Consider the following 14,661-nt stretch of genomic DNA (forward strand, 5'->3'; position numbering starts at 1 on the left):
CGTTACGTCGCGTGGGCGCATTTGCCGCCGTCTCTTGACAAGCCTTCGCGTCGGGCCAACAATAATTCAGAATAGCGTTCTACAATATAGAACATAGGGAGAAGCGAATGGGTGAGCCTCTGGCGTTGCGCGCCGGGCGTTCCGGCGCGGCGAGCGCCCTTGCAGCGCAAGGCGGTCGCGCTCGGGTGCGAAGCGCAATCGGATCGAGCATCGCCATCCGGGAGGCTGTGAAGCACTACGGAAACTTCTACGCCGTCGATCGGATCAGTCTCGACATCGAGCCCGGCGAATTCATCACGCTGCTCGGGCCGTCGGGCAGCGGCAAGACGACGCTGCTCAACCTACTGGCTGGCTTCCAGAAGCTCGACAGCGGCGAAATCCTCGTCGATGGCAAGCCGATCCACCATGTTCCCACGCACAAGCGCGGCTTCGGCATGGTGTTCCAGAGCTATGCATTGTTCCCGAACATGACAGTGACGCAGAACGTCGCCTTCCCGCTGCGCATGGCGGGCGTCGACCGGGCGACCACCGAGCGACGCGTTGCTGAAACGCTGGAGATCATGCGTCTGTCGGAGCATGCGAGGAAGTCGCCCTCGCAGATGTCCGGCGGACAGCAGCAGCGGGTGGCGATCGCGCGCGCCATCGTCATGAGACCCAAGGTGGTCTTGATGGACGAACCGCTCAGCGCGCTCGACCGGCGGCTGCGCGAGTCGATCCAGATCGAGATCCGCGATCTGCATCAGACGATTGGCAGCACGATCCTATTCGTCACGCACGACCAGGGCGAGGCGCTGACGATGAGTGACCGCATCGCGGTGCTGGATGCCGGCAAGATCGTTCAGGTCGGCCGTCCCCTCGAGATCTACCGCCACCCCGTCAACCGTTTCGTGGCGTCGTTCGTGGGCGAGAGCAATCTGATCGAGGCGGAGATAGTGCAGAAACGCGGATCGACCATGACGCTGCGGAATCGCGCCGGATACGTGTTCAACGCTGAAAGCCGCGACGCGATCGATGTCGGCCGCGCCACCGTGTTGGTGCGCCCCGAGCGCATCGCGATTTCGAACGAGATGGGCGCGAACTCGATACCGGTCACCGTTACATCGGCGATCTTTCTCGGCGAGATCCTGCGTATCGAGGCGCGCATGGAGAGCGGCGAAACGCTGCTGATCCGCTGCACCGACACTGCAAACCGACCGCTGCCGGTCGTCGGCGATCGCCTTCATGTGAATTGGGGCGCCGAAGACTGCTGGGTGCTGGCATGACCTCCGCGTCGATCGGCGTGCAGCCGGGGCGCTTTGCGAGCTCTGGTCTCGCCCGGCGGCTGACGGATCCGGCGCTCCTGCTGCTGCCGGCTGCGGCCTTTCTTGCGTTCATCTACCTTCTGCCGCTCATCGATCTGATCCGCATCAGCCTTGGCGGGCCGACCTGGTCGATCTATTTCGAGCGCGTCTTCGCCATTCCGCTCTACTGGGATTCGCTCGTGCGAACGATGCAGATCTCGGTCACCGTCGCCTTTCTCTGCCTGCTGTTCGGGTATCCCACTGCGCTCCTCATCCATCGCAGCCGTGGCATCGTCCAGATCCTGATCGCCACGGCGATCGTGCTGCCGTACTTTATCGCCATCCTGATCCGCACCTATGCATGGATGGTCCTGCTTGGCCGCAACGGTCCGGTCAACAAGCTCCTGATTGCGATCGGCATAATCAATGAGCCGGTGCAGCTTCTTTTCACCCGCGGCACCGTGCTTCTGGGCATGACGGCGGTGCTTCTGCCGCTGATGGTGCTGAGCATTTACTCCAGCGTGGCGCGGCTTGATGAAAGCCTCACGCGTGCTGCGCTGGCGAGTGGTGCCGGCCCGATTGCCGTGTTCTGGCGGGTGCTGCTGCCGCTGACTTTGCCGGGCATGGGTGCCGGCTTCCTTCTGGTCTTCGTCGCGGCGCTCGGCTTCTTCATCACGCCGACGTTGCTCGGTGGCCCAGGCGATCAGATGTTCGCCATGCACATCACGCAGCAGGCCGACTCGGTCACTTCGGAGGGCTTTCTCCAGGCGCTTGGTGTGGTTCTCCTTGGAATAACCCTGGCGGTTGTTGCCGTGGCCGGCCGCTTCCTCGGTTTCGAATTCATCTGGGGCGGCAGCAAGCTGTCCGATGCGGCACCCGCAAAGCCCGAAACGACGGGAAGGAGGGCAGGGTTCGGCCGTCGCACGCTCGGCACCTTGCTCGCCGATCTCCTCGGTTGGCCTTTGCTGAGGCTGTTCGGACGTCTGCCGGCCAGTTGCGGCGTCTGGACCGTGCGCGTGATGGGCGGCCTGGTGATTGCCGTGCTCACCCTGCCGATCATCGTTGTGATGATCATCTCCTTCAGCAGCGCCAGCTACCTGACCTTCCCGCCACCCGGCTTCTCGCTTCGCTGGTACGAAACGTTCTTCGCCGACTCAAACTGGATGCTGGCGTTCTCGAACTCGCTGGTGGTCGCGGCCATGTCGGCGTGCATCGCAGTTGCGCTCGGCACCGCCGCTGCCATGGGCATCGTCAGGAGCAGCATTCGCGGCAAGTCCACGATCATGCTCCTGCTCGTAAGCCCCGTCATTGTGCCGCCGGTCGTGCTTGGCCTGTCGCTTTACAGTCTGTTCCTGCGCTTTGACCTTGTCGGCACGATATTTGGTCTCGCAGCGGCCCATGCGATCGGGGGGCTGCCCATCGTCGTGGTCATCCTGTCGGCCGCGCTGCAGGCTGTTGATCCCAAACTCGAACAGGCTGCCGCCGTTCATGGCGCATCATCCCTGACGGTCTTTCGCACCGTCATCCTTCCGGCGATCGCGCCGGGGCTCGCGGCGGCGGCGTTCTTTGCCTTCCTGCATTCGTTCGACGAACTCGTGTTGTCGCTGTTCCTGTCGAGCGCACAACTGAAGACCCTCCCACTGATGCTGTGGGCGGACGTCAACTATCGGCTCAATCCAGTGCTGGCAGTGGTCTCGACGCTCGAGGTGCTGCTGGTGGTGGGGGGAATCGTCCTTGCGAGGCCGGTGTTGGCAAGGTCGCGCGAGGCCGTATGAGAAAAGCAAACTGGAGGAAATCTAACATGTTGGGAATGAAGCTCTTTGGACGTTCGGCGTCTCTATTGGCCTCGACCGTGCTCGTCGCGGCGAGTACCGGCTTCGCCGCGGCGCAGGGCAATGTCGTGATCATGCAGGATCCCGGCGGCGGCTATGGCGAGGCGCTGCGCAAGGTGATGTATGACTCCTTCGAGAAAGACACCGGAATCAAGGTGGTCACCGTCCAGGAGGCCCGCAGCGGCCCGCGCATCAAGGCGCAGGCGGAAGCCGGCAAGGCGCAGTGGGATCTCACCTTCATCTTCGATCAGGAGACCAAGCTGCTCGGCGATTGCTGTCTCGAGAACATCGACTATTCGAAATTGTCCGCGCCTGCGCAGAGGACGCTTGCCGCGATGCCGGACAACCTCAAGCGGCCAAAGGGCGTCGCGCTGCAGGTGATCGGTGTCGGTCTCGTCTACAACAAGGAGAAGTACAAGGGCGACAATATTCCGAAGAGCTGGGCTGATTTCTGGGACGTGAAGAAATTTCCCGGCCGGCGTTGCATGCCGGCGTGGCCGCGTTTCGTCTTCGAGGCAGCTTTGATGGCTGACGGCGTCGAGAAGAGCAAGCTGTACCCGCTTGACGTGGAACGCGCCCTGAAGAAGGTCAAGGAGATCAAGCCCAGCGTCGCGAAGTGGTGGACCACTTCCGCCCAGCCGCCACAGCTCATGCTCGATGGCGAGGCGGACATGTGCATGGCCTACACCGGCTCCATGAGCAAGCTGGCTCTCGAGGGCGCGCCGATCGAACTGGAGTGGAACCAGGGCTTCGTTTATTACGACTTCTTCTCAATCCCGAAGGGGGCGCCACACTATGAGAACGCGCTGAAACTGCTCTCGTGGCGTCTGGATCCGCAGCGCGCTGCGCAGCTTACCTCGACGTTTCCGGTTGCGCTCCCGTCTCCCGTCGTGTTCGAAGCCGCAGACCGCAAGATCAGCCGCTACTGGGCGAACAATCCCGCAAACGTCTCGAAGGCGATCGAGTGGAGCCCTGACTATTGGGGCGCACCATCGCCGGCCGGCAAGTCGACCAACGAGGAATACGGGCAGGAAAAGCTGAACGCATTGCTGGCCCAATAGCGTCGATCGGGCGGGCGGCCGCGGACCTGTGCAGGACGGCGGCCGCCTTCTGCCCGAGGCTATGGCTCTTCGTCGGGCTATGCTAGAGCGAAGAGTATCATTCGGTTTGGCTGTCGATGGACAAAGCTTTTATCAAGGGACTTCGCTTGCTGGAGACGCTGGCATTGAGTGAGCAGCCCCGTGGCGTCACTGATCTCGCCACCGAGCTGAGATTCACCAAGAGCAACGTTCACCGTCTGTTGACTACACTGCAGGCTCAGGGATACGTGCGGCAGATTCCGCAGAACAGCACATATGAGCTTACGACCAAGATCTGGGCGCTCGGCAGTCACGTCATTCACCGAATGGACCTCGTCAAGGTCGCCCGCCCCGCAATGGAGAAGCTTGCCGAGAGAACCGGCGAGACGATCCATCTTTCGGTGCTGGAAGGGACCGACGTCGTCTATGTAGACAAGATCGAGAGCGCCCATCATATCCGCGCCCATACCAGCGTGGGCATGCGCGCGCCGGCCTTCACCATGGCGACGGGGAAGGCCATGCTGGCGCATCTGCCCGATGAATATCTCGAAAAGTTCCGACCGCATCTCAGGCGTTACACCGCTACGACGCGCACGACGATCAAGGACCTTCGCAAGGACATCGAACTCGCGAGAGCGCAGGGCTTTTCTTCCGTGCTGCATGGCGAGTGGCGCGAGGGCATCGCAGCCTGCGCCTGCGCGATTCTCGGCCGGTCCGGCGAACTGGTCGGGGCGATCGGCATGTCCGGGCCCGACTCGCGCATCAAGCGCAATCAGATCAAGGAATATTCCGTCCATGTCATGGAGGCGGCCCGCACGATCAGCGCAGCGCTCGGCTACCGCCGAGGCAGTGACGCGCTCGCCTCACACGGCCAGAGGCACTCTCGGGGGAGATTGGTGCGAGGTACGCTATGAGTCGTGGCCGAGTTGTCTGCGGGGTCGCTGTAGGATGAGCCTGTTCCCGGCCGGCGCGAAGCAGCCTCCTGTTGGTACCGATCCAGAACTGCTCAATCGGCTATCCAGCGTGTTGCCTCGCAACGCCCTCCTGATCGGGGACGCGATCGACGCCCGATATCGGGAGGATCGGAGGGGGAAATACTCCGCGCCACCGCGTTTCGTGATGCGGCCAGGATCGACTGAGGAGGTGTCTGCTTGTCTTGCCGCCTGCAACGATTTTGCGCAGCCGCTCGTGGTGCATGGCGGGCGCACCGGCCTCTCGGGCGGCCATCGCATCGTCGAGGGCGAGGCGGTGCTGTCGTTGGAGCGGATGATGGCGCTCGACGAGGTGCACGGTCAGAGCGCGACGATCATGGCGTCTGCTGGCACGCCGCTGCAGACGGTACAGGAAGCCGCCGACCGGGCCGGCTTTCTCTTTGGCGTCGACATCGGATCCAGAGGCACCGCGACGATTGGCGGTAACATCGCAACAAATGCCGGCGGCATCCGCGTGCTCCGCTACGGCATGTTCCGCGCCCAGGTCGCGGGCCTGGAGACCGTGCTTGCAGATGGCACGATATTGTCCTCGCTGCGCGGACTGGACAAGGACAACACCGGCTACGACCTGAACCAGCTTTTCGTCGGCAGTGAGGGAACGCTCGGCGTGGTCACGCGCGCTCGGTTGCGCCTGCACCCTAAGCCTTTCTCGGAGGCCAACGCCTTTCTGGCCGTGCCGTCGCTCGAGGCGGCTTTGCAGCTCCTTAGGCGGTTGCAGGAGACGCTGGGCCCTTCGCTGTCCGCGTACGAATTGATGTATCCGGAAGCCTACGAGGGCGTCGTTGCGTTTCTCGGCATGCCCAGGCCGCTCGGCACGGAGGCTTCGCTCTACGTTCTAGCCGAAGTTCAGGCGTTGAGGGACGACGTTCCCGTTGAGACGTTCGCCTCCTGCCTGATGCAGGCGCTGGAGGATGGTGTCGCACTCGATGCGGTGGTTTCGCAGTCGCCTCGCGAGTTTCAGGCGCTCTGGACCATGCGCGATTCGTGCGCCGACTTTGTCCGCAGCCGCGCTCATGTTGTCGGCTGCGACATCAGCGTTCCGACGCATCGGATAGCAGAGTTTCTGGAAGCTGCCCGGACAGCGCTCCGGGCCATTGATCCCTCGATTGAGTTCATCGTGTTCGGCCACCTGGGTGATGGCAATCTCCATTACGTCATCAGGACGCCGAAGGGCGAGGAAGCCGCCGAGAAGGCCTATCGCCTGGTCGCCGAACATGGCGGCTCGATCTCGGCCGAGCATGGCATCGGCTTCGACAAGAAGCCGTGGCTGCATCTGTGCCGTAGCCAGGCCGAGATTGCGGCGATGCGCGGGTTGAAGACCGCGCTGGATCCGAAAGCCATCCTCAACCGCGGGCGTGTCTTTGATTGAGGCGGGGGACTGAAACCTCAATACAGACAACGCGTACCCTACGCCTACTTGGGTCGGGCACGGGTTTGGGCCTGATCCCACCACGAGTCTCGGAATTTCCTATTCGGTGAATGAATAGGTGCTGGAGCCCTCGACAACTACCGCCGCCGGCGACATTGGGAAAGCAACCCCCATTCCGCAAGAATTCGAATGTTGGGGCCAGGTTTCCTACTTGGCGAATATCTTGAGAGGCGATGAATAGCGCAAGAACGACGGCCTTTGGCGGACTATCGAGCCGCAACAACCCGAGTTAGGCTGCTTTCCGATCGCGTGGGGAAATCGTAGCTGGATCGAGGTTGGAGAAGTAGCTTGCGGACTCTGAAGCACCACTGGGAGCAACGAAGGCGAGGCATTTCTGGTGCGGTGGCCAACAGGCTGTGAAATGAAAGACAGCTAAGTGGTGATTGATTTTTTGGTGGGCCCGGCAGGACTCGAACCTGCAACCAGACCGTTATGAGCGGCCGGCTCTAACCATTGAGCTACAGGCCCCGCCGCGGAGCGGCCGCGGGGGAGGCGGCCGGCAACGGTGCCGCCATCGTTTACAGGCATGACAGCGATACGGCAATGCCGACCTTCTGGGCCGAAAACGCGCTTTCACAAGCGCTCGCGCTTGCCTACAACCCTCCGTGCATCATCGTCACCGAACGTTTGAGGCCAAGAATGAAACTCGCTGGGATCGCCTGTGCCGGCCTGCTGCTGCTTGCGGGCAGCGCCGGGGCGCAGGAGGGAGGCAAAGCCATTATCAAGAGCACGATCAGCTTGGGAACCGCGACGCCGGGCGGCGGCTTTCCGGTTTATGGCAATGCATTTGCGGAAGTGATGAATGCGGCCGATCCGGCGCTGTCGATCGAGGCGCGCAACACCAAGGGCTCCAACGAAAACATCCCGCTGCTGGAATCCGGTCAGCTCGATATCGCCCTGGTGGCGGGCGAGCCCGCCTACGAGGCCTTCATGGGCATCGGCCGGCCGGCGACGAAGCTGAAAATCCTCACCGCGATGTATTCCAGCCCCGGCATGTTCGTGGTGCGGGCGGACAGTCCCTACAAGACGATCAGGGATCTGGTCGGCCAGCCGGTTGCGTTCGGCGCGAAGGGCTCGGGCCTGCCGATCCTGTCGCGCTATATCCTCGACGGCATCGGGCTGAAGCAGGACGAGGACTTCAAGTCGATCTATCTCGACCGCGCCGGCGACGGCCCCGCCATGGTCCAGGACGGTCGCGCCGTCGCGCTGTGGGGCGCGGGCGTCGGCTGGCCCGGCTTTGCGGCGATGGCGCAAGCTGCCGGCGGTGCGCGATTTATCGCACCCGACGCCGGCGAGATCGCGCGCGTCCGCGCCAAGCACACGTTCCTTAAACCGCTGACTGTGCCTGCCAACAGCTATCCGAACCAGCCGACCGCGATCGATTCCATAGGCTCCTGGAGCTTTGTGCTGGCGCGTGAAAGCCTGCCGGACGACGTCGCCTACCGGTTGGCGCGCACGCTGCATGGGCAGGAGGCCGCGCTGTGCAAGAAGCTGCCGCAGGCCTGCGAGACCACGGCGGCAAACACGGTTGCGGCGACGCCGAACGCGGCGCTGATCCATCCCGGCGTGATGAAATATTTCAGGGAGGCGGGGGTGGCGAAATGACCGTTGCCTTGGCTCGCGCATCAGCGCGAGGCAACGCAACGGTCATCCCGGGGCGCGCGCAAAGCGAGCGAACCCGGATCTCGAGATTCCGGGTCTGGTCCTTCGGACCATCCCGGAATGACGACCTTCGGTCGTCACTTCTTCGCCATCGCGCACGCCGGATCGGGCGGGCCGAACGCTTCGTCGCCGGGGATCTTGGCGAGGATCTGATAGTAGTCCCACGGATATTTCGATTCATCCGGCTTCTTGACCTGCACCAGCCACAGGTCGTGGACCATCAGATTGTCCTCGCGCAGTTTGCCGTTGCGGGAGAAGAAATCCTCGATCGGCTTTTCGCGCATCTTCGCCGCTACCTTCAGCGGCTCGTCGGTACCGGCTTCCTTGATGGCGTTGAGATAACTCATGACCGAGGAATAGACGCCGGCCTGCCACATCGTCGGCATCCGGTTCATCTTGGCGAAGTAGCGCTTCGACCATTCGCGGGTCTTGTCGTCCATGTCCCAATAGAACGACGTCGTCAGCAACAGCCCCTGCGCTGCAGGTAACCCAAGCGAATGGATGTCGGTGATCAACGCGAGCAGCGCGGCCATCTGCTGGCCGCCCTTGAACACGCCGAACTCGGCCGCGGTCTTGATTTCGTTCATGTTGTTCGGAGGACCGGCGGCGATGCCGATGATCTTGGCTTTTGAGGCCTGGGCCTGCAGCACGAAGGACGACAGATCAGGCGTTGCGAGCGGCGGCCGCACCGAACCAAGCACCTTGCCGCCATTGGCGGTGACGACGGTGGAAGCGTCGCGTTCGAGCGAATGGCCGAACGCATAGTCGTCGGTGATGAAGAACCAGCTATCGCCGCCGCGCTTGACCACGGCCTGCGCGGTGCCGACCGCGAGCGAACGGGTGTCGATCACCCACTGCATCGCGTAGGGCGAACAGGATTTGCCGTGGAAGTCCGCGGTGAGGGTCGAATGCGTGATGAACAGCTTCTTCTTCTCATTGGCGATGCCTTGCACCGCCAGCCCCACTGCAGATACCGGCACGTCGGCGATCAAGTCGACCTGCTCGACGTCGTACCAGCGCCGCGCGATGCCGCCGCCGATATCAGGCTTGAGCTGATGGTCGCCGACGACGATGCTGATCGGCTTGCCCAGCACCTTGCCGCCGAAATCGTCGATCGCCATTTGCGCCGCGGTGACCGAGCCCTGGCCGGTCGGCGTCGCCGCGGGGCCGTTCATGTCGGTGAGAACGCCGATCTTGACCATATCGTCTGAAATTTGCGCGAGCGCCGTGGTCGACGCCAGCATCGCGGCCATGAGCACGGCAAGCCTGGATAGTTTCCTGGCGAACATCCTGTCTTCTCCCTAGGAATCAGCACATTGGCCGTTGGTGTTTTCAGGCGGTTGGTTCCGCCAATTGGTCTCATTTGCAACTATTTCGCGCCGGCGTCAACGTGGGTCGGATGGGCTAAACCACGCGCGCGGTGTCCGGTTCTATTTATTTTCCGCCCGATTCAGGGCATAGGCGGGCTCCAATGACTTCGAACCAGCGCATGCCGACTTCGCTGACGCCGCTCGATGTGGCGCTTGCCACGTTGCTGGAGGGCGTGAGCCCCGTCGCGCCGGTGGAACTGGTATTGGCGGAAGCGCTGCGCTGTATTGCCGCGGACATCCCGGGGCTCGATGCCCACCCGCCGCGCGATATCGCTGCCGCGGACGGCTATGCATTTCGCGCGCGCGACCTTGTCGGCGCATCCTCCTATTCGCCGCTGCCATTGACGGCGGCGCCGGTGTGGGTCGAGGCCGGCGAGATCATTCCTGACAACTGCGACTGCGTGCTGGATTCCGATTCCGTCGAAATGTCCGGTCCGCTCGTGCAGGTGCTGGCGGAGGCGATCCCGGGGCAGGGCGTGCGCCGCGCCGGCAGCGATATCGCCGCGGGCAGCCGTCTCGTTGAAGCCGGGCGGCGCGTAATGCCGCGCCATCTCATGATCGCCCGCGCCGCAGGAATGACGCGATTGAGCGTGCGCCGTCCGCGCCTGCGCATCGTCAATATTCCCGGCGGCACGGTAACCGGGAATCTGGTTGCCGAGGGCGCGCGGGCCGCGGGGGGTGAGGTCGTCCTGGTCGCGGCTGCAGGTCGCGATGCCGCATCGATTGCCGCGGCGATCGATGACGGTGCGTGCGATCTGCTGCTGATCGTCGGCGGCTCCGGTGTCGGCCGCACCGACACGGCGGTGACGGCATTGGGGGCGCGCGGGAAGGTTCTCGCACATGGCATTGCCCTGCAACCAGGCCGCACTTCGGCCGTTGGTCGTGCAGGCAAGACGCCGGTCGTGGTGTTGCCAGGCGCGCCCGACCAGGCCTTGGCGGCGTGGTGGACGCTGGCCCTTCCCGCGCTCGATCGTTTATCGGGCCGCCGGCAGCGCAGGACGCTCAATCTGCCGCTGGCGCGCAAGATTGCTTCAAGCGTCGGCATTGCCGAGATCGTGCTGCTGGAACGAAAGCAGGATGCCTGGGTCCCGCTGGCGGTGGGCGAATTGTCGCTCGATGCGATCGCGCGCGCCGAAGCCTGGCTCGCGGTGCCCGCCGGCTCGGAAGGATTTGCGGCGGGCACCCCGGTCGATGCCTATATGCTGCGGGAGTGATATGGGTTCGGGAATGACGAAGACGCCCTCGCCGAAAGGCCGCGACAATATCGATCAGGATCAATTCCTGACCATCCTGTCGCGTGAGGATGCGCTGGCACGATTTGAAGCCGCGTTGTTTCCGCGTGCGGTCGCGAGCGAGAAACGCTCGCTTGCGGACGCGCTCGGCTGCGCGCTCGCCGAGGACGTCGTGGCGCCGATCGACGTGCCGCCATTCGATCGCTCCAATGTCGATGGCTTTGCGGTGCGTTCCACCGACCTTGCTTCGGCCGGCGAGGCTTCGCCGGTGCGCGTGATGCTGAACGACGAAGTGATCGCGTGCGGCACCGCCCCGACGCGGCCGGTGCTGTCGGGAACAGCCACGCCGATCGCGACCGGCGGTCCGGTGCCGCGCGGGGCGGACGCCGTCGTCATGGTCGAGCATACCCAGCCGGCGGGGCATCGTGCGATCGACATCCGCCGCGCCGCTTCGCCCGGGCAGTTCGTATCCTATGCCGGCTCCGATATCGCCCGTGGCGAGGCGCTGCTGCGCGCCGGGACCATCATCGGCTCGCGCGAGATCGGCATGCTGGCGGCCTGCGGCATCGCGGAGGTGACCGTCGCGCGGCGGCCGCGCGTTGCGATCATTTCCACCGGCGATGAACTGGTGCAGCCTGGTCATTCCCTGCGGCCGGCCGCGATCTACGACACCAACGGCGCGATCGTCACGGCGGCGATCACGGAGAATGGCAGCGAGGCGAGGTTTCTCGGCGCCATCGCCGATGATGAGGCGCAACTCGAATCCGCGATGCGTGAGGCACTCGCGAGCAGCGACATGCTGGTGCTGTCAGGCGGAACGTCTAAGGGCGCGGGCGACGTGTCTCACCGCATCATCGGCCGGCTCGGCAAGCCCGGCATCATCGCCCATGGCGTCGCGCTGAAGCCCGGCAAGCCGCTGTGCCTTGCGGTATGCGACGGCAAGCCTGTGATCATCCTGCCGGGATTTCCGACCTCGGCGATGTTCACCTTCCACGACATGATCGTGCCGGTGCTGCGGCGGATGGCCGGCCTGCCGCCGCGTTCGGACGCCAAGGTGGCCGCGCGCGTTCCGGTGCGGATCCCGTCCGAACTCGGCCGCGCCGAATTCGTCATGGTGTCGCTGGTTGAAGGCGCGGATGGGCTGATCGCGTATCCTACAGGCAAGGGCTCCGGCGCCATCACCTCCTTTGCCCAGGCCGATGGCTTTCTGCGCATCGATGCGCTGGCGGACCAGATGCCGGCGGGCAGCGAGGCCGAGGTGACGCTGTTCACGCCGCATGTGCGGGTGCCCGATCTCGTCATCGTCGGCAGCCATTGCACCGGGCTAGATCTCGTTACGGCGCCGCTGGCACATGCCGGGCTCACCGTGCGCTCGATCGCCGTCGGCAGCCTCGGCGGCCTCTCGGCCGCCAAGCGCGGCGAATGCGACTTTGCCCCAATTCATTTGTTCGACGAGAAGACCGAGACCTACAACACGCCGTATCTCAGCGACGGGCTCGAACTGGTGCCGGGATGGCGTCGCATGCAAGGCATCGTCTTCCGCAAAGGTGACAAGCGCTTCGAGGGCCTGAGCGCGGAGGAGGCGGTGCGCGCCGCGCTGGCCGACCCAGCCTGCATCATGGTCAATCGCAACCAGGGCGCCGGCACGCGCATCCTGATCGACCGGCTGCTCGGCGGTGCGCGCCCGGACGGCTACTGGAATCAGCCGCGCTCGCACAATGCGGTGGCTGCGGCCGTCGCGCAGCACCGTGCCGACTGGGGCATGACCATTGCGCCGGTCGCGCTTGCGTCAAACCTGGGTTTCATTCCCTTTGCCGAAGAGCATTATGATTTCGCGCTGGTGACGGCGCGCAAGCAGCGCCCGGCGGTGCAGGCGTTTCTCGACGCGCTCGCATCGGACGGGGCGCGCGCGGCACTGCTGCAGGCAGGTTTCCGGCCGGCCTGAAGGTTATGACGCCTGGACCGTGCCGCTGGCGGCGTAAACTTTCGATGATGGCGCGTGTCCCGGACGCGGTGCAGCGTGTAACGCTGCTCCGCAGAGCCGGGACCCAATGTTCGTCCAGGAGGCATGGGCCCCGGCTCAGCAGCGCAGCATTGCATGCTGCGCTGCGTCCGGGGCACGAAACCTACCCCCCATCCAGCGCCGCCAGCCGTTCCGCTTCCGCGATGTCGTCCATGGTGTTGGCATTGAAGAACGGATCGAGCGGCGTGACCGGCCATGTCACCGTGGCGAGCCTGTAGCGCGCCGTCCAGCGGTCGATCTTCCTGATGTCCTCGACGACCAGCGCGTGGCGCAGTTGTTCGCGCAAGCTGACGCTCCAGAGTCCGACTACCGGATGTGATTGGCCATCGGAGGCGGCAACGGCCAGCTCGGCATTCTCCGCTTCCACCGCGCCATAGAGCCGCGACACCAGATCGCGCGGCAGGAATGGGCAATCGGCCGCGGCGCTAAGCACAAACGAAACATCGGGCCGGTTGGCCGCAGCCCAGTCGAGCGCTGCGAGAATACCGGCGAGCGGGCCAGGAAAATCGGCGACGCTGTCGGCAACGACGGGAAGGCCGAATGCTGCGAAGCGTGCCGGGTCACCATTGGCGTTGAGGATCAGGCCGTCGCATTGCGGCGCAAGGCGCGCGATCACGCGGTCGAGGATGGTGCGGCCGGCGATCGTGCGCATCGGCTTGTCGCCGCCACCCATCCGCCGCGCCAATCCGCCGGCGAGCAGAACGCCAGGAATTTTACTCGTCACGCTCTTCGCCCTTGCGCTTGTGCCGCGCGGATTCTTCCTCGACATAGTCGAGGTCCTGGTCGAACACGATCCGCTCCTGTCCTGACAGCGCAATGAAGCGCTTGCCGCGCGTGCGGCCAACCAGCGTCAGCCCGACCTGCCGCGCCAGTTCGACGCCCCATGCGGTGAAGCCGGAGCGCGAGACCAGGATGGGAATGCCCATCCGTACCGTCTTGATCACCATCTCCGAGGTGAGCCGGCCCGTGGTGTAGAGGATCTTGTCGGCGGGATCGACGCCGTGGCGATAGATCCAGCCGGCGATCTTGTCGACCGCGTTGTGACGGCCGACGTCCTCGGTGTAGCAGACGGGCGTGCCTTCCTTGCACAGCACGCAGCCATGGATCGCGCCGGCCTCCAGATAGAGCGAGGGCATGGTGTTGATCGTGCGCGTCATCTCGTAGAGCCAGGACGTGCGCAACTTCGCCTTCGGCAGCGCCACGTTTTCCACCGCTTCAAGCAGGTCGCCGAACGCAGTGCCTTGCGCGCAGCCGGATGTCTGCGTGCGTTTCTTCAGCTTGGCTTCGAAATTGGTGTGGTGCTCGGTGCGCACCACCACCACCTGAAGGTCGTCGTCATATTCGACCTCGGTGACGACGTCGTCGTATTTCAGCATGTTCTGGTTCAGGAGATAGCCGAGCGCCAGATATTCCGGATAGTCGCCGATCGTCATCATGGTGACGATCTCCTGCGCGTTCAGGTACAGCGTCAGCGGCCGTTCCACCGGCACCCGGATCTCGACCGTCGCGCCGGTCTGATCGGTCCCGGCAACGCGCTCGGTCAGCCGCGGATCCTCGGGGTTCGGCACGATCAGGGGTGCCGGGGCTTTTTCCATCTTCATCATAGGACGCAGGTTAGCATGACAACGGCTTCCAGCCGATATAAAGCATTTCCGGGCATGAACAATGCGGCCACAAGCCGTCATTGCGAGCGAAGCGAAGCAATCCATACTGCAGCGGGGGAAGCATAGATTGCTTCGTCGCTTCGCTCCTCGCAATGACG

General features: G+C 64.0%; 11 protein-coding genes and 1 tRNA gene. 8 read left to right on the forward strand and 4 right to left on the reverse strand.

Annotation, left to right across the window (positions count from 1 at the left end):
- The first annotated feature begins 107 nt into the window (after positions 1–107).
- The 5 genes from LMTR3_RS06950 (at position 108) to LMTR3_RS06970 (ending at position 6,552) form a co-directional block, all read left to right on the forward strand.
- Positions 108–1,262 (forward strand): ABC transporter ATP-binding protein, encoded by a 1,155-nt coding sequence (locus LMTR3_RS06950; RefSeq protein ID WP_065744357.1) that lies wholly within the window; start codon positions 108–110, stop codon positions 1,260–1,262.
- Positions 1,259–3,055 carry an ABC transporter permease subunit gene (locus tag LMTR3_RS06955; protein ID WP_065744358.1) on the forward strand — a complete coding sequence of 599 codons (1,797 nt, stop codon included), beginning with the start codon at positions 1,259–1,261 and terminating at the stop codon, positions 3,053–3,055. The genes LMTR3_RS06950 and LMTR3_RS06955 overlap by 4 nt, the downstream gene beginning before the upstream one ends.
- A gap of 26 nt (positions 3,056–3,081) precedes the next feature.
- A complete protein-coding gene (locus LMTR3_RS06960) occupies positions 3,082–4,173 on the forward strand; it encodes an extracellular solute-binding protein (protein ID WP_065744359.1) in 1,092 nt (363 codons plus the stop codon).
- A 116-nt stretch (positions 4,174–4,289) separates the two neighbouring features.
- The gene (locus LMTR3_RS06965) at positions 4,290–5,105 is read left to right on the forward strand and encodes an IclR family transcriptional regulator (protein ID WP_065744360.1); all 816 of its coding nucleotides are present in this window, start codon (positions 4,290–4,292) and stop codon (positions 5,103–5,105) included.
- Positions 5,106–5,139: 34 nt separating this feature from the next.
- A complete protein-coding gene (locus tag LMTR3_RS06970; protein ID WP_065744361.1) occupies positions 5,140–6,552 on the forward strand; it encodes an FAD-binding oxidoreductase in 1,413 nt (470 codons plus the stop codon).
- 452 nt (positions 6,553–7,004) lie between these two features.
- Here the strand turns inward: LMTR3_RS06970 and LMTR3_RS06975 are convergent.
- Positions 7,005–7,080 (reverse strand) — tRNA-Ile (locus LMTR3_RS06975).
- A gap of 171 nt (positions 7,081–7,251) precedes the next feature.
- On the opposite strand from LMTR3_RS06975, the gene LMTR3_RS06980 reads away from it, so the two are divergent.
- A complete protein-coding gene (locus LMTR3_RS06980; RefSeq protein WP_065744461.1) occupies positions 7,252–8,217 on the forward strand; it encodes a TAXI family TRAP transporter solute-binding subunit in 966 nt (321 codons plus the stop codon).
- A 134-nt stretch (positions 8,218–8,351) separates the two neighbouring features.
- On the opposite strand, the gene LMTR3_RS06985 is transcribed toward LMTR3_RS06980, so the two are convergent.
- Positions 8,352–9,563, reverse strand: a complete 1,212-nt coding sequence (locus LMTR3_RS06985) for an ABC transporter substrate-binding protein (RefSeq protein ID WP_065744362.1) — start codon at positions 9,561–9,563, stop codon at positions 8,352–8,354.
- 182 nt (positions 9,564–9,745) lie between these two features.
- On the opposite strand from LMTR3_RS06985, the gene LMTR3_RS06990 reads away from it, so the two are divergent.
- Positions 9,746–10,858, forward strand: a complete 1,113-nt coding sequence (locus LMTR3_RS06990; protein ID WP_065744363.1) for a molybdopterin-binding protein — start codon at positions 9,746–9,748, stop codon at positions 10,856–10,858.
- A gap of 1 nt (position 10,859) precedes the next feature.
- Positions 10,860–12,821 (forward strand): molybdopterin biosynthesis protein, encoded by a 1,962-nt coding sequence (locus tag LMTR3_RS06995; protein ID WP_141686499.1) that lies wholly within the window; start codon positions 10,860–10,862, stop codon positions 12,819–12,821.
- 181 nt (positions 12,822–13,002) lie between these two features.
- Here the strand turns inward: LMTR3_RS06995 and mobA are convergent, their stop codons facing one another.
- Together mobA and fdhD are read right to left on the reverse strand one after the other, a co-directional pair.
- Complete coding sequence (gene mobA, locus LMTR3_RS07000) at positions 13,003–13,668, reverse strand: molybdenum cofactor guanylyltransferase MobA (RefSeq protein ID WP_065744365.1); 666 nt, start codon at positions 13,666–13,668, stop codon at positions 13,003–13,005.
- Entirely contained in the window at positions 13,613–14,503 is an 891-nt protein-coding gene (gene fdhD, locus LMTR3_RS07005; protein ID WP_065744366.1) for a formate dehydrogenase accessory sulfurtransferase FdhD, read from the reverse strand. Before fdhD ends, mobA begins: the two co-directional genes overlap by 56 nt.
- Positions 14,504–14,661: the final 158 nt, after the last annotated feature.

It is taken from the genome of Bradyrhizobium sp. LMTR 3, from assembly GCF_001693485.1.
Taxonomy (GTDB): Bacteria; Pseudomonadota; Alphaproteobacteria; order Rhizobiales; family Xanthobacteraceae; genus Bradyrhizobium.